The 24,441-nt window shown below is 64.7% G+C and carries 22 protein-coding genes; 15 read left to right on the forward strand and 7 right to left on the reverse strand.

Annotation, left to right across the window (positions count from 1 at the left end; all coding sequences use genetic code 11):
- The first annotated feature begins 54 nt into the window (after positions 1-54).
- From ACOIX3_RS25310 to ACOIX3_RS25355, 10 genes are all read left to right on the forward strand, one after another.
- Positions 55-1,362: a D-amino acid dehydrogenase gene (locus tag ACOIX3_RS25310; RefSeq protein ID WP_420964757.1), complete on the forward strand. Its 1,308-nt coding sequence runs from the start codon at positions 55-57 to the stop codon at positions 1,360-1,362.
- A gap of 126 nt (positions 1,363-1,488) precedes the next feature.
- Complete coding sequence (locus tag ACOIX3_RS25315) at positions 1,489-2,805, forward strand: ArgE/DapE family deacylase (RefSeq protein ID WP_420964758.1); 1,317 nt, start codon at positions 1,489-1,491, stop codon at positions 2,803-2,805.
- Between the two features lie 263 nt (positions 2,806-3,068).
- Positions 3,069-4,010 carry an ABC transporter permease gene (locus ACOIX3_RS25320; protein ID WP_212309890.1) on the forward strand — a complete coding sequence of 314 codons (942 nt, stop codon included), beginning with the start codon at positions 3,069-3,071 and terminating at the stop codon, positions 4,008-4,010.
- A gap of 3 nt (positions 4,011-4,013) precedes the next feature.
- Complete coding sequence (locus ACOIX3_RS25325) at positions 4,014-4,901, forward strand: ABC transporter permease (protein ID WP_420964759.1); 888 nt, start codon at positions 4,014-4,016, stop codon at positions 4,899-4,901.
- A 154-nt stretch (positions 4,902-5,055) separates the two neighbouring features.
- Positions 5,056-6,705, forward strand: coding sequence for an ABC transporter ATP-binding protein (locus tag ACOIX3_RS25330; protein ID WP_420964760.1), 1,650 nt, complete (start codon positions 5,056-5,058; stop codon positions 6,703-6,705).
- Between the two features lie 241 nt (positions 6,706-6,946).
- The gene (locus tag ACOIX3_RS25335; protein ID WP_420964762.1) at positions 6,947-8,467 is read left to right on the forward strand and encodes a M81 family metallopeptidase; all 1,521 of its coding nucleotides are present in this window, start codon (positions 6,947-6,949) and stop codon (positions 8,465-8,467) included.
- A 6-nt stretch (positions 8,468-8,473) separates the two neighbouring features.
- Positions 8,474-9,646 carry a M20 aminoacylase family protein gene (locus ACOIX3_RS25340; RefSeq protein ID WP_420964763.1) on the forward strand — a complete coding sequence of 391 codons (1,173 nt, stop codon included), beginning with the start codon at positions 8,474-8,476 and terminating at the stop codon, positions 9,644-9,646.
- Positions 9,639-11,057 carry an amidase gene (locus tag ACOIX3_RS25345; RefSeq protein WP_420964764.1) on the forward strand — a complete coding sequence of 473 codons (1,419 nt, stop codon included), beginning with the start codon at positions 9,639-9,641 and terminating at the stop codon, positions 11,055-11,057. The genes ACOIX3_RS25340 and ACOIX3_RS25345 overlap by 8 nt, the downstream gene beginning before the upstream one ends.
- 135 nt (positions 11,058-11,192) lie before the next feature.
- The gene (locus tag ACOIX3_RS25350; protein ID WP_194460566.1) at positions 11,193-12,083 is read left to right on the forward strand and encodes a crotonase/enoyl-CoA hydratase family protein; all 891 of its coding nucleotides are present in this window, start codon (positions 11,193-11,195) and stop codon (positions 12,081-12,083) included.
- A complete protein-coding gene (locus tag ACOIX3_RS25355) occupies positions 12,080-12,754 on the forward strand; it encodes an esterase/lipase family protein (protein WP_420964765.1) in 675 nt (224 codons plus the stop codon). The genes ACOIX3_RS25350 and ACOIX3_RS25355 overlap by 4 nt, the downstream gene beginning before the upstream one ends.
- Before the next feature lie 122 nt (positions 12,755-12,876).
- On the opposite strand, the gene ACOIX3_RS25360 is transcribed toward ACOIX3_RS25355, so the two are convergent.
- The 3 genes from ACOIX3_RS25360 to ACOIX3_RS25370 form a co-directional block, all read right to left on the reverse strand.
- Positions 12,877-13,851: an NADPH:quinone oxidoreductase family protein gene (locus ACOIX3_RS25360; RefSeq protein ID WP_420964767.1), complete on the reverse strand. Its 975-nt coding sequence runs from the start codon at positions 13,849-13,851 to the stop codon at positions 12,877-12,879.
- Positions 13,851-14,462: a 2-hydroxychromene-2-carboxylate isomerase gene (locus ACOIX3_RS25365; protein WP_420964769.1), complete on the reverse strand. Its 612-nt coding sequence runs from the start codon at positions 14,460-14,462 to the stop codon at positions 13,851-13,853. The genes ACOIX3_RS25360 and ACOIX3_RS25365 overlap by 1 nt, the downstream gene beginning before the upstream one ends.
- A 140-nt stretch (positions 14,463-14,602) precedes the next feature.
- Positions 14,603-15,307, reverse strand: a complete 705-nt coding sequence (locus ACOIX3_RS25370; protein WP_420971790.1) for a glutathione binding-like protein — start codon at positions 15,305-15,307, stop codon at positions 14,603-14,605.
- A gap of 99 nt (positions 15,308-15,406) precedes the next feature.
- On the opposite strand from ACOIX3_RS25370, the gene ACOIX3_RS25375 reads away from it, so the two are divergent.
- On the forward strand, positions 15,407-16,429 hold the full coding sequence (locus tag ACOIX3_RS25375) for a methionine synthase (protein WP_420964770.1): 1,023 nt from the start codon (positions 15,407-15,409) through the stop codon (positions 16,427-16,429).
- A gap of 16 nt (positions 16,430-16,445) precedes the next feature.
- Here the strand turns inward: ACOIX3_RS25375 and ACOIX3_RS25380 are convergent, their stop codons facing one another.
- The 3 genes from ACOIX3_RS25380 to ACOIX3_RS25390 form a co-directional block, all read right to left on the reverse strand.
- Positions 16,446-17,069 carry a hypothetical protein gene (locus ACOIX3_RS25380; RefSeq protein WP_420964771.1) on the reverse strand — a complete coding sequence of 208 codons (624 nt, stop codon included), beginning with the start codon at positions 17,067-17,069 and terminating at the stop codon, positions 16,446-16,448.
- Between the two features lie 170 nt (positions 17,070-17,239).
- Positions 17,240-17,767 (reverse strand): xanthine phosphoribosyltransferase, encoded by a 528-nt coding sequence (gene gpt, locus ACOIX3_RS25385; protein WP_420964772.1) that lies wholly within the window; start codon positions 17,765-17,767, stop codon positions 17,240-17,242.
- A 6-nt stretch (positions 17,768-17,773) separates the two neighbouring features.
- Positions 17,774-18,526 carry a competence/damage-inducible protein A gene (locus ACOIX3_RS25390; RefSeq protein ID WP_420964773.1) on the reverse strand — a complete coding sequence of 251 codons (753 nt, stop codon included), beginning with the start codon at positions 18,524-18,526 and terminating at the stop codon, positions 17,774-17,776.
- A gap of 227 nt (positions 18,527-18,753) precedes the next feature.
- On the opposite strand from ACOIX3_RS25390, the gene ACOIX3_RS25395 reads away from it, so the two are divergent.
- The 4 genes from ACOIX3_RS25395 to ACOIX3_RS25410 all read left to right on the forward strand — a co-directional run bounded on the left by ACOIX3_RS25395 (position 18,754) and on the right by ACOIX3_RS25410 (position 22,745).
- Complete coding sequence (locus ACOIX3_RS25395) at positions 18,754-20,172, forward strand: circularly permuted type 2 ATP-grasp protein (RefSeq protein ID WP_163161604.1); 1,419 nt, start codon at positions 18,754-18,756, stop codon at positions 20,170-20,172.
- A gap of 7 nt (positions 20,173-20,179) precedes the next feature.
- Positions 20,180-21,124, forward strand: coding sequence for an alpha-E domain-containing protein (locus tag ACOIX3_RS25400; RefSeq protein ID WP_420964774.1), 945 nt, complete (start codon positions 20,180-20,182; stop codon positions 21,122-21,124).
- 153 nt (positions 21,125-21,277) lie between these two features.
- Positions 21,278-22,120, forward strand: coding sequence for a transglutaminase family protein (locus ACOIX3_RS25405; RefSeq protein WP_420964775.1), 843 nt, complete (start codon positions 21,278-21,280; stop codon positions 22,118-22,120).
- A 199-nt stretch (positions 22,121-22,319) separates the two neighbouring features.
- Entirely contained in the window at positions 22,320-22,745 is a 426-nt protein-coding gene (locus tag ACOIX3_RS25410) for a carboxymuconolactone decarboxylase family protein (RefSeq protein WP_420964776.1), read from the forward strand.
- Positions 22,746-22,773: 28 nt separating this feature from the next.
- On the opposite strand, the gene ACOIX3_RS25415 is transcribed toward ACOIX3_RS25410, so the two are convergent.
- Positions 22,774-24,399, reverse strand: a complete 1,626-nt coding sequence (locus tag ACOIX3_RS25415) for an ABC transporter substrate-binding protein (protein WP_420964777.1) — start codon at positions 24,397-24,399, stop codon at positions 22,774-22,776.
- Positions 24,400-24,441 lie beyond the last annotated feature (42 nt).

The following is a 24,441-nucleotide window of genomic DNA, read 5'->3' on the forward strand; positions in this document are numbered from 1 at the left end:
GCCGGTTTCACCGGTGGTTCGGCGACTCTAACCCACGGGAGCCTGAAGACCACCATGCCCCACATCGCGATCATTGGCGCCGGCATCACCGGCGTGACGACGGCCTATGCCCTGCTCGAACGCGGCTACCGGGTGACTGTCCTCGACAGGCATCGCTACGCCGCAATGGAAACCTCATTCGCCAACGGCGGACAGCTTTCCGCCAGCAACGCGGAGGTGTGGAACAGCGCCGCGACCATTCTCAAGGGGCTGCGCTGGATGCTTCGAAGCGACGCGCCGCTGCTGATGAATCCGAAGCCGAGCTGGCACAAATATTCCTGGATCGGCGAGTTCGTCGGCCACATCGGCCGCTATCGCAGCAACACCATCGAGACCACGCGGCTCGCAATCGAAGCGCGCAAGCATCTGTTCTCGATCGCCCAGCGCGAGAATATCGCCTTCGATCTCGAACGCCGCGGCATTCTGCACGTCTATCACGACAAGGCCGGCTTCGAGGCGGGCCTGCGCGTCAACACGCTGCTGCAGCAAGGCGGGCTCGACCGCCGGCCGGTGACGGCGGACGAGATCCGCAGCATCGAGCCCGCGCTGCAGACGACCTGCTATGGCGGCTTCTTCACGCCGTCGGATGCCACCGGCGATATCCACAAGTTCACGCGCGGGCTGGCCGACGCCTGCATCCGCCGCGGCGCAAGCTTCGTCCATGAAGCCGACGTCGATGCGATCGCGCGCGGCGACGACGGCTTCCGCATCGGCTGGAACGACACCGCTTCGCACGATGCCGAGGTCGCAACGCGACACGAGTTGCAGGCGGACGGCATCGTGATTTGCGCCGGTGTCGCGAGCCGCCACTTCGCCGGCCTGCTCAATGACCGCGTCAACGTCTATCCGGTGAAGGGCTATTCGATCACCGTGCAGCTCGATGCGCCGCAAAGCCGGGACGCTGCGCCGACCGTCAGCCTGCTCGATGAAGCCGCGAAGATCGTCACCAGCCGGCTCGGCGCCGACCGCTTCCGCGTCGCCGGCACGGCCGAGTTCAACGGCTTCAACCTCGACATTCGCGCCGACCGCATCCAGCCGCTGGTGGATTGGGTGCGGCAGCATTTCCCCGGCGTCGACACGTCGAAAGTCGTGCCATGGGCCGGCCTGCGCCCGATGATGCCGAACATGATGCCGGTGGTGCGCGCCGGACGGATTCCGGGCGTGTTCTACAACACGGGCCATGGTCATCTCGGCTGGACGCTGTCGGCTGCGACGGCGCAGATGGTGGCAGGCGCGATCGATGACTGGCGCGACCTCGACACGCCTTCGATGGTGCCGTCGCAGGTCGATGCGACCGAGACCGCCCGCGCAGCTTTCCCCTAATTATCCGGCCGACGAGGAAGAATATGTGCGTATTTGCGTGTGGCCAAGTTGGAATTCGCTGAGAAACACCGCATGACAACGACTAGCGTCATATTGGGGAAAAGCGCTTCAGCTCGGGAGGGGACAATGCGCAGTGGGGTAGCGGGCACGCGTGAGACGCTGACCAAGCCGGATCAGATTGCCGCGGAGCTGTGCGCGGCCGTCGATCGAAACTTCGACGATCAGATCGCGTTCCTGTCACGCATGGTGCAGTTCCGCAGCTTGCGCGGACAGGAAGCGCCGCAACAAGCTTGGCTGGCCGAGCAATTCGCAAAGCGCCGCTACGACGTCGATACGTTCAGCCTTGCCGACGTCAACCTGATGAGTCATCCGAAGGCTGCACCGATGGACGGCATCGACCTTGCCGGATCGCAGCAGGTCGTTGCGACGCTCGACAGCAAAGGCAGCGGACGCAGCCTGATCCTGCAAGGTCATATCGACGTGGTGCCGGAGGGGCCCGCCGATCTTTGGGAACAACCGCCGTTCTCGGGCGCCGTGCACGACGGCTGGATGTTCGGGCGCGGCGCGCAAGACATGAAGGCCGGTGTCTCGGCAATGATCTTCGCGCTCGATGCGATCCGCGACGCCGGCTATGCCCCGGGCGGACGCGTCCATCTGCAAACCGTGACCGAGGAAGAGAGCACCGGCAACGGCGCGCTGTCGACCTTGATGCGCGGCTATCGCGCCGACGCCTGCCTGATTCCCGAACCGACCGGACACACGCTCACGCGCGCCCAGGTCGGCGCCGTCTGGTTTCGACTGCGCGTCCGCGGCACGCCGGTGCATGTCGCCTATTCGGAAGCCGGTACGAGCGCCATCCTGTCGGCGATGCATCTGGTGCGCGCATTCCAGGATTACACCAAGGCGCTCAATGCCCGGGCGCTCGACAACAGCTGGTTCCGCAGCGTCAAGAATCCGATCAAGTTCAACGTCGGGATCATCAAGGGCGGCGATTGGGCCAGTTCGACCGCGGCCTGGTGCGAGCTGGATTGCCGGCTTGGTCTCTTGCCGGGCGAAACACCCCAGCAGGCGATGCGCGGCATCGAGGAATGCCTGACGGAGGCGCACAAGGCCGACGACTTCCTGTCCGATAATCCGGCCGAGCTCGTGTGGAGCGGTTTTCAGGCAGACGCAGCGGTGTGCGAGCCTGGCAGCGAAGCGGAAGCAGCCCTGTCGGCAGCACATCATTCCATCTTCCAGGCTCCGATGCAGGAGCGCCTGTCCACCGCCGTCAACGACACCCGCTACTATTGCGTCGACTACGGCATCCCTGCCCTTTGCTATGGTCCGTACGGTATCGGCCCGCATGCGTTCAACGAACGTGTCGAGCTCGACAGCCTTCGCAAGACAACGCAGAGCATCGCACTGTTCGTCGCCAATTGGTGCGGCGTGGTGAAAGCGTGAATGGACTTGCCGTTTCAGGTCGGTGGCACATGGCGACATGTGCAATTCGAAATAGCAACTTCAGACCAAAGGAGGCCGCCAACGGCCTGAACCGCGCCTTGATATGACGTCTCCATTGGCACAGTATTTGCCTGCAAATTCATCACGTTCGCGCTAGCCTTGAGACAAGACGCAGAAGCGCATGAGACACATCACGGGGACACCATGAGTATGATGCGGCCCAGCCTTCGCTTCGCACCATCTGACGGCAGGAGATAGCAGCGATGATCGGCTATCTCCTCCGCCGCATCCTCGCCGCCATTCCCGTGATGGGCGTGGTGGCTCTGTTCGTGTTCCTGTTGCTGCGGCTGACGCCGGGTGACCCGGCCGCAATTCTTGCCGGCGACAATGCGACACCGGAACAGCTCGACCGTATACGCACCTCGCTCGGTCTCAACGAGCCGATCTACATCCAGTTTTATACCTGGGTCGCCAAGCTGCTGCACGGCGACCTCGGCGTCTCCCTGATCTCGAACAAGCCGATCCTCGAGATGATCGGCCCGCGCCTCGAGCCTTCGATTTCGGTCGCGCTGGCCACCATCGTCCTGTCGATCCTGGTGGCGGTGCCGCTCGGCGTGATCGCGGCGTGGAAGCACGGCACCTGGATCGACCGCTGCGTGATGGGGCTTTCGGTGCTCGGCTTCTCGGTGCCGGTGTTCGTGATCGGCTATGTGCTGATCCAGGTGTTTGCGATCGATCTGCGCTGGGTGCCCGTGCAGGGCTTCAAGAGCATCTCGGCTGGCTTCGGTCCGTTCTTCGAGCGCATCATCCTGCCGACCTGCACCCTCTCCTTCATCTATGTCGCGTTGATCGCACGCATGACGCGGGCCTCTATGCTCGACGTGCTGGGTGAGGATTACGTGCGCACCGCGCGCGCCAAGGGCATCGGCGAGACCGGCGTGCTGCTGCGTCATGCGCTGCGCAACGCCGCGGTCCCGGTCATCACCGTGATCGGTTCCGGTTTCGCGCTGCTGATCTCGGGCGTGGTCGTCACCGAGAGCGTGTTCAACCTGCCCGGCATCGGCCGCCTCACCGTCGATGCGGTGCTGGCGCGCGACTATCCGGTGATCCAGGCCATGATCCTTTTGACATCGGGTATCTATGTCGCGGTCAATCTCTTGATCGACCTCGCTTACACCCTGCTCGATCCTCGTATCCGGTACTGAGCAATGGCGATCGAAACCCTTCCCGAATCCTCTATCCCGGTCACCCGGCCGTTCCGCGTCAAGTTCGGCTTCCTGGCGTCGACGCCGATCATCGCGGTTGCAACGATCTGCCTCGTCCTGATCATCCTGATGGCGAGCTTCGCGCCGCTGATCGCGCCGCACGATCCGTTGTTGCTGACGCCGTCGCAGCGGCTGAAGCCGTCGAGCGCGCAATACCTGCTCGGCACCGACGCCTATGGACGCGACCTGCTGTCGCGCGTCATCTATGGCGCACGGATCTCGCTGTTGATCGGGCTCGGCGCCGCCGTCTGCTCGATCGCCATCGGGCTGCTGATCGGCCTCGTCGCCGGCTTCTTCCGCTGGGTCGATGCGGTGATGATGCGCGTGATGGACGGCTTGATGGCGATCCCCGCTATCCTGCTCGCGATCGCCGTGGTGTCGCTGTCCGGCGCCAGCATCTGGACCGTGATGGTCGCGATCACCATCCCCGAGATCCCGCGCGTGGCGCGGCTGGTGCGCTCGGTGGTGCTGACCGCGCGCGAGGAGCCCTATGTCGAGGCCGCGATCTCGCTGGGCTCAAGCCTGCCGAAGATCATGTGGCGGCATTTGATGCCGAACACGATCGCGCCGCTGATCGTGCAAGGCACCTATGTCTGCGCATCCGCGATCCTGACCGAGGCGATCCTGTCGTTCCTCGGCGCCGGCATCTCGCCGGAAACGCCGACCTGGGGCAACATCATGGCCGAGGGCCGTGCCTATTTCCAGGTCAAGCCGTCGCTGATCTTCTGGCCGGGGCTGCTGCTCTCGATCGCCATTCTCAGCGTCAACCTGATCGGCGACGCCGCGCGCGACGCGCTCGATCCCCGCATGAAACAGCGTGAGGGCAAGTGACGGCTTCAATACCAATTGAAGCCGTCATTCCGGGATGGTGCGTTAGCACCAGACCCGGAATCTCGAGATTCCGGGTTCGATGCCTCGCATCGCCCCGGAATGACGCAAGATGAAATCTGTCGCTATCACTCGCAACGCCGGTGGAACCAGCCTGATGACCAACGTCGTCCTCGACATCAACAATCTCGTCGTCGCTCTCGGCCGCAAGGCGGACGCGCACCGCATCATCGACGACCTGTCGCTGCAGGTGCGCGAGGGCGAGACGCTCTGCCTTGTCGGCGAAAGCGGCTCGGGCAAGTCGGTGACCTCTTTGACCACGATGGGCCTGCTGCAGAAGGGCACGCTGGTGCCGTCCGGCGGCAGCGTCAAACTGGTCGGCGAGGAACTGCTCACCGCGACCGACCGGCGGCTGCGCCAGCTGCGCGCGACGCGGATGGCGATGATCTTCCAGGAGCCAATGACCGCGCTCAATCCGGTGGTGCCAGTCGGCCGCCAGATCGACGAGGTGCTGCGCGCCCATACCGATCTCGACTCCCGCGCGCGGCGTCAGAAGATCCTGGCGATGATGGAGCATGTGCGGCTGCCCGATGTGGAGCGCATCTTCTCCTCCTACCCTCACCGCCTCTCGGGCGGACAGCGCCAGCGCATCATGATCGCGATGGCGCTGGTGCTGGAACCAAAGCTCCTGATCGCGGACGAGCCGACCACCGCGCTCGACGTCACCACCCAGAAGCAGATCCTCACGCTGATCCGCGACCTGCAACGCGATCACGGCACGGCGGTTCTGTTCATCACCCACGACATGGGCGTGGTGGCCGAGATCGCCGACCGCGTCGCGGTGATGCGGCACGGCCGGCTGGTCGAGACCGGCCAGCTGCAAGATGTGCTGCGCAACCCGACGATGGAATATACCCGCAACCTGCTGTCCGCGGTGCCGAGCCTCGTGCCGCGCGCGCCGCGGCCGGAGACGAAGGAGCCGGTGGTGCTGGAAGCCAACGAACTCAGCAAGGTCTACCGGGAGCGGTCGCTGTACGGCAAAGCCCGCGAGGTCGCCGCCGCCAGCAACGTCACGCTCACCCTGCGCAAGGGCCGCACGCTCGGCATCGTCGGCGAAAGCGGTTCCGGCAAATCGACGGTGGCGCGCTGCATCGTCCGCCTGATCGATCCGACCTCGGGCGGGGTGCGCCTCGCCGGCCGCGAGATCTCCGACCTGTCGCGCCGGCTGTTGCAGCCGCATCGCCAGAAGATCCAGATCATCTTCCAGGACCCCTACCGCTCGCTCAACCCGCGCGTCACCGTTGGCGAGAGCATCGCGGAAGGCCCGATCAATTACGGCATGCCGCGCAAGGATGCGCTGGCGCGGGCCCGCGAGCTGCTTGAGCTCGTCCATCTGCCGCCCGACGCGATTTCGCGCTATCCGCACCAGTTCTCCGGCGGTCAGCGCCAGCGCATCGCGATCGCGCGCGCGCTGGCGCTCGATCCCGACGTGCTGGTGGCGGATGAGGCGGTGTCCGCGCTCGACGTCTCGGTGCAGGCGCAGGTTCTCAATCTGCTCGACGAAATCCAGCGGCGGCTCGGCATCGCGCTGTTGTTCATCACGCACGATCTGCGCGTCGCCGCACAGATCTGCGACGACGTCGCCGTGATGCAACATGGCCGCGTCGTGGAACAGGGACCGGCGGCCGAGGTGCTGACCAATCCGCAACAGGCATACACCCGTGCGCTGCTCGAAGCAGCACCGGGGCGCGGGTGGGATTTTGCGAATTTCCGCCCGGTTTCGGAAGGCCTCGTGGCAACGGCCTAGGTCTTTAGACTTAACCTGACGACGTACCTTTGGGCCTTTCAATACGCCCATAGGGCATGCAAATCCGGAGGTGCTCCCCGGCTTGCGCTTGGCGCGACGACACGCTTAACGTCGCGCGCTAGGGCATGGCCTGGAAGGTGGACGCCGGTCTTCCCGAAAGAACACGCTCAAACCAACGAGATCGTGGCGCGAACCCGTTCCGATCGCACCGTGATCGAAGAAACGTATCGAGACCAACTTGATGACCCGCATTGCCGTTGGCGGCTTCCTGCACGAGACCAACACCTTCGCACCGACGAAGGCAACCTATGACGACTTCGTGCACGGCGGCGGCTGGCCGTCGATGACGCATGGCACTGAGGTGCTCAAGGTCATGCGCAAGATCAATGCGGGCCTCGCCGGCTTTGTCGAGGCGGCGGAAGCCAATGGCTGGGAGCTCGCCCCGACGGTCGCGGCCGGCGCAACTCCGTCGGCCCATGTCACGAAGGATGCCTTCGAGCGCATCGTGACGGAGATGGTCGACGGCATTGCCGCGGCCCGTCCGATCGACGGCGTCTATCTCGATCTGCACGGCGCGATGGTGACCGAGCACCTCGACGACGGCGAAGGCGAAATCCTTGCCCGCGTCCGCAAGGCGATCGGTCCGGATGTGCCGCTGGTCGCGAGCCTCGACCTGCACGCGAACGTCTCGCCCGAAATGATCGCGCATGCCGATGCGCTGATCGCCTACCGCACCTATCCGCATGTCGACATGGCCGACACCGGCCGCGCCTGCGCCAGGCATCTGGCCTTGCTGCTCAAATCCGGGCAGCGCCTCGCCAAGGCGTTCCGCCAAGTGCCGTTCCTGATCCCGATCAGCTGGCAATGCACCAACGACCAGCCGGCCAGGGGCATCTATCAAAAGGTCGTCGCGCTGGAGAGCGAGGCGGTGCCGACGCTTTCGTTTGCGTTCGGCTTCCCGGCCGCCGATTTCAGGGATTGTGGTCCGAGCGTGTTCGCCTATGGCCGGACCCAGGCTGATGCGGACGCCGCAGCCGACAATATCCTCGCGCTGGTCGAAGGCCATGAAGACGACTTCGACGGCCGCATCTATTTACCCGACGATGGCGTCCGCCATGCGATGGAACTGGCGCGCTTGGCGACCAAACCGATCGTCATCGCCGACACCCAGGACAATCCCGGCGCCGGCGGCAATTCCGACACCACGGGCATGCTGCGCGCGCTGGTGCGCAACGGCGCGAGTGCCGCCACCGGCGTGATCTGCGATCCGGCATCGGCGCAGGCTGCCCATGCGGCTGGCGTCGGGGCATCAGTCACGCTCGAGCTCGGCGGCAAATCAGGCATTCCCGGCGACACGCCGTACCGCGAGACCTTCGTCGTCGAACAACTCTCGGACGGCAAGTTCGTCGCGCCAGGGCCGTTTTACGGCGGCCGCGACATGGACATGGGGCCCTCGGCCTGTCTGCGGGTCGGCGACGTTCGTGTCGTCGTCGCCTCCTACAAGGCCCAGCTTGCCGACCAGGCGATGTACCGCTATGTCGGCATCGAGCCCACGACGCAGAAGATCCTGGTCAACAAGAGCTCGGTGCACTTCCGCGCCGATTTCGAGCCGATCGCCGGGAAGCTGCTGATCTGCGCCGCGCCCGGCCCGATGCCGGCCGATCCCGCGACGCTTCCTTGGAAACATTTGCGTCCCGGCATTCGTATCAAGCCTAACGGCCCCACTTTCACCCCCTCCTCCCCATCACGCACAAACGGATAGAGAGCCATGCCGACCATTGAGCGCATCGACAGTTTTGCCGACGAACTCACCGCCATCAGACGGGATCTGCATGCGCATCCCGAGATCGGCTTCGAGGAGGTCCGCACCTCAGGCATCGTCGCCGACAAGCTCACGAGCTGGGGCATCGAGGTGCATCGCGGCCTTGGCGGCACCGGCGTGGTCGGCGTGCTCAAGGGCAAGGGCAACAGCACCAAGAAGATCGGCCTGCGCGCCGACATGGACGCGCTGCCGATGGAAGAGAACACCAATCTGAAGTGGCGCTCCACCATCCCCGGCCGCTTCCACGGCTGCGGCCATGACGGCCACACCACGATGCTGCTCGGCACGGCGCGCTATCTCGCCGAGACCCGCAATTTCGACGGCACCGTGCATTTCATCTTCCAGCCGGCCGAGGAAGGTCTCGGCGGCGCCCGCGCCATGATCAAGGACGGCCTGTTCAAGCAGTTCCCCTGCGATGAGGTCTACGGCCTGCACAACGCGCCCGACCTTAACCATGGCGAGATCGCGATCCTGCCGGGCCCGGCAATGGCCGCAGCCGACTTCTTCGACATCAGGATCCAGGGCTACGGCGCGCATGGCGCGATGCCGGAGCGCTCCAAGGACGCGGTCGTGATCGCAATGACGCTCGGACAAGCGTTGCAGTCGATCGTCAGCCGCAACGTCGATCCGCTGCAGGCTGCGGTGCTGTCGATCACGCAGATCCATTCCGGGTCGGCGTACAACGTCATTCCCGGCGAAGCCTGGATGTGCGGCACGGTGCGCTGCTTCTCCGACGAAATTCGTGAGCTGATCCGCAAGCGCATGCGCGAAATCGCCGCCGGCTTTGCGGTGGCGTATGGCGCCGAAATCTCGGTCGAGATCCGCGACGGCTTTAGCGTCCTGGTGAACCAGGAAGAGCAGTCCCGCGTCGTCGAGGAAGTCGCGCGTACGGTTGTCGATCCGGCCAAGGTGATCACCCGCTCGACGCCCAAGATGGGCAGCGAAGACTTCGCCGACATGATGCAGGCCATTCCCGGCGCCTATTTCTGGGTCGGCCATGACGGTTCGGTGCCCGTGCACAATCCCGGTTACGTTCTCGACGACAAGATCCTGCCGATCGGCGCCAGCATGTTCGCCCGCATCATCGAGAAACGTATGCCGGCAGGTGCGCATGCATAAGCCGAAAGCGGACGCCATCACGTCGCTGCACGCTCTCTCGGCCGTCGACCTGCTCGCCGGCTACCGTGCCAAGCAGTTCTCGCCGTCCGAGGTGCTCGAGGAAATCATCTCCCAGGTCGCGACCTGGGAGCCGCACATCAAGGCGCTGTACCTGTACGACCCCGAAGGCGCGCGGAAGGTCGCGAAGGCTGCGACCGAGCGTTGGCAGCAGAGCGAGCCGGTCGGCACGCTCGACGGCGTGCCCGTCACCATCAAGGACAATGTCGCGACCAAGGGCCAGCCGGTGCCGCTGGGTGCGGCCAGCGTCAAGCTCGCGCCTGCGGAAAAGGATGCGCCGCCTGCCGCGCGGTTGCGCGAAGCCGGCTGCGTGATCTTCTCCAAGACCACGATGCCGGATTACGGCATGCTGTCGTCGGGGCTGTCGTCGTTCCATCCCCTCACCCGCAATCCCTGGGATGTCAGCAAGAACCCCGGCGGCTCGAGCGCAGGCGCCGGCGCGGCCGGTGCGGCCGGCTACGGGCCGCTGCATCTCGGCACCGACATCGGCGGCTCGGTGCGGCTGCCGGCCTCCTGGTGCGGCCTCGTCGCCCTGAAGCCAAGCCTCGGCCGCGTGCCGATCGATCCGCCCTATGTCGGCCGCGTCGCCGGGCCGATGACCCGCACCGTCGACGACGCCGCGCTGATGATGAGCGTGCTGTCGCGCCCTGATCGCCGCGACGGTATGAGCCTGCCGGCGCTCGAGGTGAACTGGAAGGCGCTGGAGAAGTCGCCGCGCAAGCTGCGCATCGGGCTGATGCTCGATGCCGGATCCGGCCAGAAGGTCGAGAAGGAGGTTCGCGAGGTCGTCGTCAAGGCGGCGAAGGCGTTCGAATCCGCCGGTGCCGTCATCACCGAGATCGACGGCATCCTGACGCCCGAGATGCTCGAGGGGCTCGACAATTTCTGGCGTGCACGGACCTGGGACGAACTGTCGAAGCTGTCGCAGGCCGACCGCGGCAAGACCCTGCCCTATATCCTCAACTGGGCCGAGGCCGGCGCAAAGCTCTCCGGCGTCGATGTGGTGCGCGGCTTCAACCAGACGATGGCGATCCGCGCCGCCGCCGCAAAACTGTTCTGCGACGTCGACTACGTGATCTCGCCGGTGTCGCCGGTCGTGAACTTCCCGGCGGAGTTCGCTGCACCACTGAACGACCCCGCAAAGCCGTTCGAGCACATCTGCTTTACCGTGCCGTGGAATATGTCGGAGAATCCGGCGCTGTCGATCAACGGCGGCTACGACAAGAAGGGCTTTCCGATCGGCGTCCAGATCATCGGCCGCCGCTTCGACGACATCGGCGTGCTCGGCATCGGCAAGGCGTTCGAAGGGCTGCGCGGCCCGCAGAAGCCGTGGCCCACGCCGCCGAAGAAGTAGCGCCTCAACGCAAGTCAGGATGCGCGGAACCACACCGCGCATCCCTCTTCTTCACAAGGGATGATTGCCGGGTTAACTGAATGGCGACGCGCGCCAGCGCCGTTCAGTCAAGAAAACCGAGAGGAAATCATCCCCATGGCGTATGAGACGATCAAGTACGAGGTCGCCGAGCAGATCCTGACCATCACGCTGAACCGGCCCGACAAGCTCAACGCCTTCAACGCCACGATGCAGCAGGAGCTGATCGACGCGTTCGACAAAGCCGACAAGGACGACGACGTCAGGGCCATTATCGTGACCGGCGAAGGCCGCGGCTTCTGCGCCGGCGCCGATCTGTCCTCCGGCGCCAACACCTTCGACCGCGATGCGCGTCGTGGTCCGGTCAAGCGTAATGCCGACGGCAGCGTCGACTACAGCGATCCGCAGGTGCGCGACGGCGGCGGCCAGGTGACGCTGCGCATCTTCAAGTGCCTGAAGCCTGTCATCGCCGCGGTGAACGGCCCGGCGGTCGGCATCGGCGTCACCATGCAGCTTGCGATGGATATCCGCATTGCGTCGGAAGCCGCGCGCTTCGGCTTCGTGTTCTCCCAGCGCGGCATCGTGCCGGAGGCCGCCTCGAGCTGGTTCCTGCCGCGCATCGTCGGCATCTCGCAGGCGCTGGAATGGTGCTACTCGGGCCGCGTGTTCCCGGCGCAGGAAGCGCTCGCCGGCCGGCTCGTCAGCAAGGTGGTGCCGCCGGCGGATCTGTTGCCGACCGCGCGTGCGCTCGCCAAGGAATTCGCGGCCAAGACCGCGCCGGTGTCGGTGGCGCTGATCCGCCAGATGATGTGGCGCATGATGGGCGCCGACGATCCGATGGAAGCGCACAAGGTCGACAGCCGCGGCATCTATGCCCGCGGCCGCTCCGAGGACGTCAAGGAAGGCGTGGTGTCGTTCCTGGAAAAGCGTCCCGCGCAGTTCAAGAACAAGGTGTCGTCGGACATGCCCGACTATTTTCCGTGGTGGCAAGAGCGCGACTATAAGTGAGCGAACGGCGTCCCGCGGCGTCCACACCTGACGGCGTCGTCCTGCTGCACGGCATCAGCAGGACGGCGCGCTCGTTTCGCAGGATGGAGCTGACGCTGCGCGATGCCGGCTTTGCCACCCTCAATCTCGACTATGACAGCCGGCGCAAAGGGCTCGATGCACTGGCCGAGGATATCCACCCCTCACTCGATCGCTTCGCGCAAAGCCTCGACGGCTCCGTGCATTTCGTCTGCCATTCGATGGGCGGCCTGCTGGCCCGCGTCTATCTGGCCAGATATCGCCCCGCGCGGCTCGGCCGCGTCGTGATGCTGGGCACGCCGAATGGCGGCAGCGAGATCGCGGACCGCCTGAAACACCTCGCAGCCTATCGCGCCTTCTTCGGTCCGGCCGGCCAGCAGCTCGTCACCCGCCGCGATGCCGCAACCAGCGCGCTGCTGCCGGCGATCGATTATCCCGCCGGCATCATCGCCGGCAACCGCTCGGTCTATCCGATCACGTCCATGGGCCTGCCGCGGCCACATGACGGCCGGGTGTCGGTCGCCAACACCCGGCTCGACGGCATGGCGGATCACATCGTGATCCGCACCTCGCATCCCTGGCTGGTGCGAAACCGGGAGGCGATCGTGCAGACGATTGTGTTTTTGCGGGAGGGCAAGTTCACACCGCACTAGCCGTCATTGCGAGGAGCGAAGCGACGAAGCAATCCATACCGCCCACACGGTGACTATGGATTACTTCGCGGAGCCTGCCATCGGGCGCGCGTTCGCGCGACCCGTTGGCTCGCAATGACGAACTACTGCATCATCAACGCCACGCGGCCGATCGCCTTGCGTTCGATCAAGAGCCGCATCGCCTTCGCATAGTCCTCCAGCGGCAGCCGGTGCGAGATATTGGGCCGCACCCGGCCGGCCTCGGCCCATTCGCTCAGCGCCTTGAACCTGACCTCGCCGAGCTCAGGGTCCTTCCGCACCGCCTCGCCGGCGCGGACGCCGAGCACGCTCGCGCCCTTGATCATCAACAGATTGGTGCGGGCAAGGCCGATGCCGCCGGTGAAGCCGACCACGAGAATGCGCGCGCCCCAGTTGATGCAGCGCATCGAGTTCTCGAACACCTCGCCGCCGACGGGATCGAACACGACGTCGGCGCCGCGGCCGTCGGTGAGACGCTTCACCGCATCGCGGAACGGTTCGCGCGCGTAGAGCACGAGATGATCCGCGCCACGTTCTTTCGCAACCGCGAGCTTCTCCTCGCTCGAGGCCGCCGCGATCACGGTTGCGCCGAGCAGCTTGCCGATCTCGACCGCGGCAAGCCCGACGCCGCCGCCGGCGCCGTGTACCAGCAGCACCTCGCCCGGCTTGATCTGCCCACGGTCGATCAGTGCGTGGTACGCGGTGCCGTGTGCGGCAAGGAAGGTCGCCCCTTCCGCATAGTCGAAGGTCGACGGCACCGGCACGAGCTGCGACGGTGCGACGACCGTCTCGTCGCAATAGGCGCCGAAGCGCATCTTGACGATCACCTTGTCGCCAACAGCGACACCGGCCGCGTCATTGACTTCGACGACATCGCCGGCGGCTTCCGAGCCCGGCGTGAACGGCAGCGGCGGCTTGAGCTGGTACTCGCCCGCGGCCATCAGGATGTCGGGGAAATTGATCCCGGCGGCGCGGATCGCGACCCGCACCTGTCCCGGCTGCAAAGCCACCGCGGCAAAATTCTCGAGCTGAAGGCGCTCGGGCGGGCCGAGCTCGCGGCAAACGACGGCTTTCGGCATCAGGCAGCTCTTGCCTTGAGGCGGGCCAAAGCCTCGCGGATCAGCGGCAATCGGTCGTTGCCGAAATACATATCGGTCTTGTCGAGATAGATCGTGGGCGAGCCGAAGCCGCCGCGCGCCATCACCTCCTCGGTGTTGGCCTTGAGCTGATCCTTGATCGCCTGGTCGCCGATACCGGCAAGGAATTGCGCCGGATCGATCCCGAGCCTGGTGCAGATTTCGGTCAGCACGGCATCCTGCGAGATGTCCTTGTCGTCACCCCAATAGGCCTCGAACACCGCACGCGCGAACGGCACCATCTTGTCGTTGCCGAGAAGGATGCAGCCGCGCATCGCCTTGACGCTGTTCACCGGAAACACGGTCGGCGGCATCTTGATCGCAAGACCCGCCGAGCGCGCCCAGTCTCCGAGATCCTTCTTCATGTAGCGTGCCTTCAGCGGCACCGGCGTCTCGCGCTGCGCGTAGACCGACGGATTGACGGTGTTGAAGATGCCGCCGACCAGGATCGGCCGCCAGCTGATCGGTGCGTCGAACTCCTTCGCCAGCGGCTGGATGTTGTGCCAGGCGAGATAGGTCCACGGGCTGGAACAGTCGAAGAAGAATTCGATCATGGCGTTTCCTTGTGTTGTGGTTCTCTTACTTTCGTCATTCCCCGGTGCGCGCCATTTGGCGCGAGCCCGGAATCCATACTCACGATGGTGGTTATGGATTCCGGGTTCGCGACTTCGTCGCGCCCCGGAATGACGCTCAATTATTTCCTCTCGACCAGCTCCTTCGCACGCTGGCCGAACATGTTCTTGCGTGATTCCTCGTCGAACGGCTCCTTGACGAATTTTCCGATCGCAAGCCCCGCCTGCACCTGCGGCCGGGCGCGCACGGTGGCGTACCAGCGCTTGATGTTCGGGAAATCGTCGAGGGTGAAGCCCTGCGCCTTGTGGGTCATGGTCCAGGGGAAGCAGGCGATGTCCGCGATCGAATAGTCATCGCCGGCGATATAGGCGCCGGTCTTGCCGAGCTGGCGGTCGAGCACGCCATAGAGCCGCGCGGTCTCGTCGCGATAGCGCTCGATCGCGTAGGGAATTTTCTCGGCCGCATAGAGCGCGAAATGACCGTGCTGACCGAGCATCGGCCCAAGGCCGCTCATCTGCCACATCACCCATTGGATGACGTTCGACCTCGCACGCAGCTCCCGGGACAGGAAACGGCCGGTCTTGTCGGCGAGATAAATCAGGATCGCGCCGGTCTCGAACACCGAGAACGGCCCGCCGCCGTCGGCAGGCGCATGGTCGACGATCGCGGGGATGCGGTTGTTCGGGCTGATCGCCAGGAATTCGGGCCGGAACTGCTCGCCGGCGCGGATGTTCACCGGGATCACCTGAAAGGGCAGCCCCAGTTCCTCCAGCATGATCGAGATCTTCCAGCCGTTCGGCGTCGGCGCGTAGTGCAGGTCGATCATCGGCGTCCACTTCCCCATCACAAAGACTTTTGTTGTTCTGTACGTCCACCTTAGGACATGGCACACAGGCGCTCAATCAGAACCCAGCGGGAGGCACCCATGCTGTTTCCAACCACGATCGCAGGCTCCCTGCCGAAGCCGGAATGGCTCGCCGAGCCGAACATGCTGTGGGCGCCGTGGAAATCCGAAGGCGCCGAACTCGCCCGCGCCAAGCGCGATGCCACGGTGCTTGCGGTCAAGCTGCAAGAGGATGCCGGCGTCGACATCGTCACCGAGGGCGAGCAGGCACGCCAGCACTTCGTGCACGGTTTTCTGGAGCGGATCGAAGGGATCGATTTCGCCCACAAGGTCGAGATGGGCATCCGCAAGGACCGCTACAAAGCAATGGTCCCGCAGGTGGTCGCGCCGCTGCAGCTCAAGGGCCGCGTCCATGAAGGCGAGGCGCGTGCCGCGCGCGCCCACACCAGGAACCGGCTGAAATTCACGCTGCCCGGTCCGATGACGATCATCGACACCATCGCCGACCAATATTATGGCGACCGCGTGAAGATGGCGTTCGCCTTCGCCGAGCTGTTGAACCAGGAGGCCAAGGCGTTGCAGGCCGACGGCGTCGACATGATCCAGTTCGACGAGCCTGCCTTCAACGTCTACATGGATCAGGTGCGCGACTGGGGCATCAAGGCGCTCGAGCGCGCCGCCGAGGGCCTCTCCTGCGCCACCGCCGTGCACATCTGCTACGGCTACGGCATCAAGGCCAACACCGACTGGAAGCAGACGCTCGGCGGCGAGTGGCGGCAATATGAAGAGACCTTCCCGGTGATCGACAAGAGCACGATCCAGCAGGTCGCGATCGAATGCCGCAATTCGAAGGTGCCGATCGAACTGCTCGCCGCGCTCCCCGGCAAAATCGTGCAGGCCGGCGTCATCGACGTCGCCAGCGACGAGATCGAGACCGCGGAGGATGTCGTCAAGGTGATCGAGGCCGTCGCGAAACACGTGCCGAAGGGCAACATCATCGCGACCACCAATTGCGGCATGGCGCCGATGCGGCGGGATATCGCCGAAGCCAAGCTGATCGCGCTCGGCGCCGGCGCAAAACTGGCACGGCAGCGACTGGCGTAAGGGCCGTGCCGGCGGCTCAGCCCAAAGCAGCCGCCGCGCTCGGATGCAGCACTGGCCGATAGCCGGCCTGAAACGCACGGACGGTCGACGGCGGCGTCAGCAGCATGGCGGGAGCGATGACGTCGGCCCGCTCGTAGCCGGCGAACGACCAGCGCAAGGTCTTGCCACCGGCAACGAGGTAGCTCTCGCCGTTCGCCTGCACCATCGCGCCGTCAGGTAGCGCGGCGAGCGGCAGCGGCAGCGGATGCAGCCGCTTCTTGCCGCGGTCGAGCCGCTCGGCATGCAGCACTGCATCCATCGCCTTGGCGCTGAGATCGCTCGTGCCGTTGCCGTCCTCCCACGCCGCGCGAAACCGCTTGGCGTCGTCGCGGCGGCAGTAGAAGCAGGGCCGGTGGCCGGCTGCGAATGCGGTCGCTTCATCGAGGAAGAACAGCTCGGTCCAGCTCTGCCGGCTCATCACCTCGCGTCGCCGTCCCCTGAACTCGCAGACGCAGGTGAGCCAGGCCGGGCTCGACCAGCGCTTGTTCAAAAGCGTCCGCGTCGCGGGATCGTGGATGATGCCGCGATTGCCGGTGAAGGTGCCGCGATGTTCTGACGCGACGATGTCGCCGGTGGGCGTGACGCGGTTTTGCAGGGGCATGCTTCTGACTTCCCCCTCGCCCCGCTCTTGCGGGGAGAGGGTCGGGGTGAGGGGCTATATCCGCAAAGATAGTGAGAGATGAACCCGTGGTGAATCCCCCTCACCCGGATCGCATTGCGCTACGCTCCGTGCGATCCGACCTCTCCCCGCACGCGGGGCGAGGTGACTAGCTACGCCGCCCCGTCGCGGATCGGCGGCTGGAACGACAGCGCGGTGTCCCAGGGAAAGAAGATCCAGGTGTCCTGCGACACCTCGGTGATGTAGGTGTCGACCAGCGGACGGCCCTTCGGCTTGGCGTAGACCGTTGCGAAATGCGCGTCGGGCAGCATCTCGCGCACCAGCTTGCCGGTCTTGCCGGTATCGACGAGGTCGTCGACGATCAAGAGCCCCTTGCCGGTGCCGCCGCCGAGCTTGGCGGTCTGCTCCGAAATGCCCTTGAGCACTTTCAGGTCGCCCTGCTTGTCGTGGTCGTAGCTTGCGACGCAGACCGTATCGATCACCCGCACGCCGAGCTCGCGCGCCACGATCGCCGCCGGCACCAGCCCGCCGCGGGTGATCGCGATCACCGCGTGGAACGGGCCGACCTCGTTGAGACGCCAGGTCAGCGCCCGGCAATCCCGATGGAATTGATCCCACGAGACCGGGAACGGCCTGCCGGCCCGATCCTGCGCATTCTGTTCAGAGTTTCGTTCAACCATGTCGCCTCAACCCGCCGGCTTCTTCTGCGCGGCCTGCACCAGCTTCAACATCTCCTTCACCGCGGCCATCGCGGCGGCGAGCTTCTCGGGATCGCGCGAGCGCACCACCAGATTGGTGTTCGGCTTCTGGTTCTCGTCCTGGAACGGATAGCTGCCGATGATGGTGTCGGGATTGGCTTCCGCGATCGCCCGCAGCGGGCCGCCGATGTCGCCTTCCCGCGCGTCGGCGCGGACCGAATCCGACAGCATCCGCACGCCGGATTTGAGGGTCGGCGCCACGATGTCCATCATCGCCTGCATGATGGTGGGGATGCCGGCCATCACGATGACGTTGCCGAGCTTGAAGCCCGGCGCCAGGATGGTCGCGCTCTGGATCAGCTCGGCGCCATCGGGCACCCGGGCCATCCGCAGCCGCGCCTCGTTGAGGTCCTGCTCGGTCCAGCGCTCCCTGAACCGCGCCACCACGTCGGGATGATGGTGGATCTCGACCCCGAACGCCTTCGCCACGCTGTCGGCGGTGATGTCGTCATGGGTCGGCCCGATGCCGCCGGTGGTGAACACGTAATTGTACCTATGCCGCAGCGCATCAAGGGCGGACACGATGTCGGCTTCGTCGTCGGCAACGACGCGGACCTCTTTCAGGTCGATGCCGATATTGGTCAGGTATTCGGCGATGAAGCCGATGTTCTTGTCCTTGGTCCGGCCGGACAGGATCTCGTCGCCGATCACCAATATCCCCGCCGTGACGATCTCGCTCATGGTCTCATTTCCTTAAACTTGATCCCCTGACATTGCCGTTCCAATGCCTTGATGTCACGGGGTTTTGCCGCCGAATTAAGCAGACCTCAGCCGGTTTTTCGGGCAGGCCTTCCGCCTCCCCCTTAGCAAATGCCAGAAGCCAATGCATATCGCGCTGGCCCGCCCCTTGCTACCATCCCATCAAGTCATGCACTGTGTCACATGGCTTGGGAGGGCAATCGGGATATATGGCAGTCGCGTTCGATGAGATGAACGGCCTCGGCGAGGATCTCCGCCCGGCCTACCAGGAGCTCTCCCGCTGGCTCAAAGAGACGCCGCCGGATGCGCTCGAATATCGGCGCCAGGAAGCGGAGCTGCTGTTCCGCCGGATCGGCATCACCTTCGCAGTCTACGGCGATTCCGAGGCCCAGGAACGGCTGATCCCGTTCGACGTCATTCCGCGGATCATGTCGGCGACCGAGTGGACGCTGCTGGAGAAGGGCCTCAAGCAGCGCGTGCTCGCGCTCAACATGTTCCTCAAGGACATCTATCACGGCCGCGACATCCTGCGCGCCAACATCATCCCCGAAGACCTGATCTTCCAGAACCCGGTGTTCCGGCCCGAAATGAACGGCCAGGACGTGCCGCACGATATCTACGTCCACATCGCCGGCATCGACATCATCCGCACCGATCCGGACAATTTCATCGTGCTGGAGGACAATGCGCGCACGCCGTCCGGCGTCTCCTACATGCTGGAAAACCGCGAGATCATGATGCGGCTGTTTCCGGACCTGTTCGCGCGGCACCGCGTCGCGCCGGTGGAGCGCTATCCGGACGAGCTGCTGTCGGCGCTGCGGTCGGTGGCGCCGCACAGCGCCTCGGCCGAGCCGACGGTCGCGCTGATGACGCCCGGCGTCTACAACTCGGCCTATTACGAGCACTCCTTCCTGGCCGACAAGCTCGGCATCGAGCTGGTCGAGGGGCGCGACCTCATCGTGAAGAACGACGAGGTGTTCATGCGCACCACCGAGGGGCTGAAGCGGGTCGACGTGATCTACCGCCGCGTTGACGACGACTTCCTCGATCCCCTCACCTTCCGTCCGGATTCCGCGCTCGGCGTCCCCGGGCTGATGTCGGCCTATGCGGCCGGCAACATCACGCTCGCCAACGCGGTCGGCACCGGCATCGCCGACGACAAGGCAATCTATTCCTACATGCCTGATATCGTGAAGTTCTACCTCAGCGAGGAGCCGATCCTGAAGAACGTGCAGACCTGGCGCTGCCGCGAACCGCAGGATCTGTCCTACGTGCTCGACAACCTCGCCGACCTCGTCGTCAAGGAGGTGCACGGCTCGGGCGGCTACGGCATGCTGATCGGCCCGGCCGCCACCAAGGCGACCATCGAGGCGTTCCGCGACAAGCTCAAGCGCGAGCCGGAGGGCTTCATCGCCCAGCCGACGCTGGCGCTGTCGACCTGCCCGACCTGCACCGACAAGGGCCTGGCACCGCGCCATGTCGACCTCCGCCCGTTCGTGCTGACCGGCTCCAGCCACACCACCATCGTGCCAGGCGGCCTGACCCGCGTCGCGCTGAAGGAAGGCTCGCTGGTGGTCAATTCGAGCCAGGGCGGCGGCACCAAGGACACCTGGATATTGAGCGAGTAGTTGAAGCATGCTGTCGCGCACCGCCGAAAACCTGTTCTGGCTGGCCCGTTATGTCGAACGCGCCGAGTATCTCGCCCGCACGATCGACGCCACGCTCCGCGTCACCGCATTGCCCGCGGCCTATGTCGGCAAGACCAATGAGTGGGATTCCGCGCTGCTCACCGCCGGTGTCGGCTCGGCCTTCTACGACCATTACGAAGAAGCCAACGAGCGGAACGTCGTCGAGTACCTGTCCTTCTCGTCGGAAAATCCGTCCTCGATCAAGAACTGCATCGAGGCTGCGCGGCTCAATTCGCGTTCGGTGCGCACCGCGCTGACGTCGGAGATGTGGGACACCATCAACTCATCGTGGATCGAGCTGCAGGCGGTCTGGAACAAGGGTCCCGCCAACCGCGAGGAGCTGGCGAAATTCCTGCGCTTCGTGCAGGAGACCTCGCTGCGCTTCGACGGCTCGGCCTACCGCACCATGCTGCGCAACGACGCCTACTGGTTCTCGCGGCTCGGCGTGCATCTCGAGCGCGCCGACAACACCGCCCGCATTCTCGACGTCAAGTATCACATGCTGCTGCCCGAGGAAGAGCATGTCGGCGGCCCGCTGGATTACTATCAATGGACCTCGATCCTGCGCTCGGTGTCGGCAACGACCGCCTATCACTGGGTATACCGCGAAACCCTGAAACCCTGGCTGATCGCCGACCTCCTGATCCTCAACGACACGCTGCCGCGGTCGCTTGCCAGCTGCTACAGCAACCTGGTGCGCAACCTGGACCAGATCGGCGTCGCCTATGGCCGCCAGGGCGCCGCCCAGCGCCACGCCCGCGGCATCAGGAACCGGCTCGAGCACAGCCATATGGACGATATCTTCCAGCACGGCGTGCACGAATTCATCCAGGAATTCCTTGCGGATAATTCGCGGCTGGGTGAGATCGTCGCCAAGCAATATTTGATCTGACTGCCACGGCGGGAAAAGTGCTCAAAATGTTGTCATGACCGGGTCGATCCCGGTCACCCATGTCTTGCTTTCGCGGCCGATTAGGAAGAAAGACGTGGATGCCCGGGGCATGATGTTCCTGCCCCAGAAGACCGACTGAATCCCGGTTGAACCATGCGCCTGCGGATAGCCCACACCACCACCTATCGCTACGAGCCGGCGGCCTCGGGCGTGATCCAGATTCTGCGGATGACGCCGGGCAGCCATGACGGCCAGTATGTCGCCGATTGGCAGATCGACGTCTCGACCGATTCCCGGCTCGACACCCACGAGGACGCGTTCGGCAACGTCACCCATGTGCTGACGCACGGCGCGATCACCGACCTCACCATCCATTGCGAAGGCCTGGTCGAGACCCAGGACACCGGCGGCGTGCTGAAAGGCACCGACGAGCGGTTTCCCCCGAGCCTGTTCCTGCGCCCCACGCCGCTGACCGATCTCAACCCGGCGATGACGAGTTTCGTGCGCGAGCTGCGCGCGGAAGCCGGCGCCGACGTGCTCGGCTTCCTGCACGCGGTGATGGTGCAGATCTACGAGCACATGACCTTCGACGAGGACCCGACCAACAGTGCCACCTCGGCCTCCGAGGCGTTCGCGCTGAAGCGCGGGGTCTGCCAGGACTACGCGCACATCCTGATCGCCTGCGCGCGCGCCGGCGGCGTTCCGGCGCGGTTCGTCTCCGGCCACTTCCTGCGCTCCGACGGCATGGTCAACCAGCAGGCCGGCCACGCCTGGGCCGAAGCCTTCGTGCCCGACCTCGGCTGGATCGGCTTCGACGCCGCCAACGGCATCTGCACCACCGACGCCCATGCCCGCGTCGCGATCGGCCTCGACTATCTCGGTGCCGCCCCGGTCCGCGGCACCCGCTATGGCGGCGGCAACGAGACCCTGTCGGTCGCGGTCAAGGTCGATCAGGCCGGCCGCCCCGGACAGTGGCAGAGCCAGACGCAGTCGTAGGCCCCGCTCTTTCCCCGTCGTTCCGGGGCTCGCGAAGCGAGAGCCCGGAATCCATCGTGCCACCAACTATGCGGAGTAATGGATTCCGGGTCGCGCCAAGAGGCGCGCCCTCAGGTGCGCAATTGCGCACCGGGGAATGACGGCGGCGAATTGGAGCATGCTATGATCGCTGCCGCAAACCGGATCAGCGAGAGAAACCATGGCAACCGTAAAACTGCTCTCCGACGACGAACTCTCGGCCGACGCCCGTGCCGTCTTCGACGACATCCGCAAGACGCGGAACTCGGACTTCATCAACAATTTCTGGCGCGCGCTCGCGCATGATCCGAAGACGCTGCGGCGAACCTGGGAGAGCATCAAGGAGGTGATGGCGCCGGGCGCGCTCGACCTGAAGGTCAAGGAGATGCTCTATGTTGCGGTCTCGGTGGCCCATGGCTGCAGCTACTGCATCCATTCGCACACCGCGAGCGCCCGCGCCAAGGGCATGACCGACGTCGAATATCAGGAAATGCTCGCGATCGTCGGCATGGCCGCCGAAACCAACCGGCTGGTCACCGCGCTCGGCGTGCCGGTGGATGAGGCGTTCCTCGTCGATGCACCGGCGGGACGAGGCCAGGAGCCGTAACGGCCCAGACCTCGCCTCTACGCATCCGTCACTTGTCCAGCCAGACATCCTCGAAGCGCAGATTGTTGTACTGGCTGTTGTCGTGTGGGTGAAAATTCCTCACATAGGGCTGCCAGCAATTGCCGGCCGATGAGTGCAGGATGACCGGCCGCGCCGCGTCGTCGACCAGCAGACGCTCGATGTCGAACACGATGTTGCGGCGCTTGTCCTTGTCGACCTCGCGCGACTGCGCAGCGAGCAGCTTGTCGACCTCGGCATTGCAATACTGGGTATAATTGCGCTCGGAGTTGCAGGAATAGTTCTCGACCAGATTGCCGTCGGGATCGTCGACGCTGACGCCGGTGACGTTGAGGCCGATCGTGTAATCCTTGCGTTGCAGCCGCGAGTACCAGCGCGGTGTGTCCAGGATATCGAGCTCAGCGACGATATAGATCTTCTTGAGCTGGTCGGCGAGGATCACCGCCGGGTCGCGATAGGTCGGCAGGTTGCGGGTCTGGATCTTGATCGACAGCGGCTTGGCGTCGCCGTAGCCGAGCTTCTGCATGATCGCCTGCGCGTCCGCGAGGTTCTTTTCGGTATCCGCGCCGTAGCCCATCAGCGTCGACAATGTCTCCGGCGGCATGCCCCACTCGCCTTCGGGCTTGGCCTGCATCGCGCCGCCGAGCCGGCCGGTGCCTTCGAACAGGATACTGTTGAACGCTTGGCGATCCAGCGCCAGCGACATCGCCTTGCGGATCTCCGGATTGTCGAACGGCGGATTGACCCGGTTGACGAGCAGGTTGATCTGCAGATTGGTCGAGGTCATCTCGCAGATCGCGTTCGGCGCCCGCGCCTTGACGTCCTTCATCAGGGGAATGCTGACGTCGGACGGAAAGGTGATGTCATAGTCGCCGGTCGCGAACGCCAGCATGCGCGTGGCGCGGCTGTCGATCGAGCGCACCGTGATCTCGTCGAGATACGGCCGGTCCTTCTTGAAATAATCGGGATTGCGCACGAGACGGATCGAATCCCCGCGCCGGAATTCGACGAACTTGAACGGTCCGGTGCCGATTGGCTTGGTGCGCATCACCTGCTGTGGCACATGGCAGGGATAGACCACCGAGAACGCGCTGGCGAGCAGCGCCAGCAGGCCGGGTTGCGGCTCGGTCAGCTCGAAGGTCGCTTCATCGTCGCCGTTGATGCTGATGTCCTTGAGTTTCGAGTACCAGACCTTGCGCGGATTGCGTTTGAAATCCTGGGTTTTGGAGTCCTGGGTTTTGGAGTCTTGGGTCTCGCTCTTGCCGATCAGCATCCGCCAGGTGCATTGCACGTCCTTGGCCGTGAACAGCTGGCCGTCATGCCACTTCACGCCGTGGTGCAGCTTGAAGGTGAGCTTCGTGTTGGTGGAATCCCACGACCAGCCCTCGGCGAGATCGGGGATCACAGTGTCGATGCTCTCGTGCACCTTGGCCGGATCGAACACCACGAGGTTGTTGAAGACCGCCGCGAACGGCATCACCGAGGCGATAGTCGATTCCTCAAGCAGCGAGGTCGAGGGCGGATTGTCGTTGTGATAGAGCCGCAAGGTGCCGCCCTTCTTCTGCGCCGATGCAGGGCTCGCAGCCATCACTGCTGCGCCCAATGCCACGATGCACCTGGCCAGTTTGAACGACATTCTCGCCTCCCGGAATTTCTTGTTCTTGTCGATTGCAGGCAG

It is taken from the genome of Bradyrhizobium sp. B120 (assembly GCF_049075665.1).
Classification (GTDB): domain Bacteria; phylum Pseudomonadota; class Alphaproteobacteria; order Rhizobiales; family Xanthobacteraceae; genus Bradyrhizobium.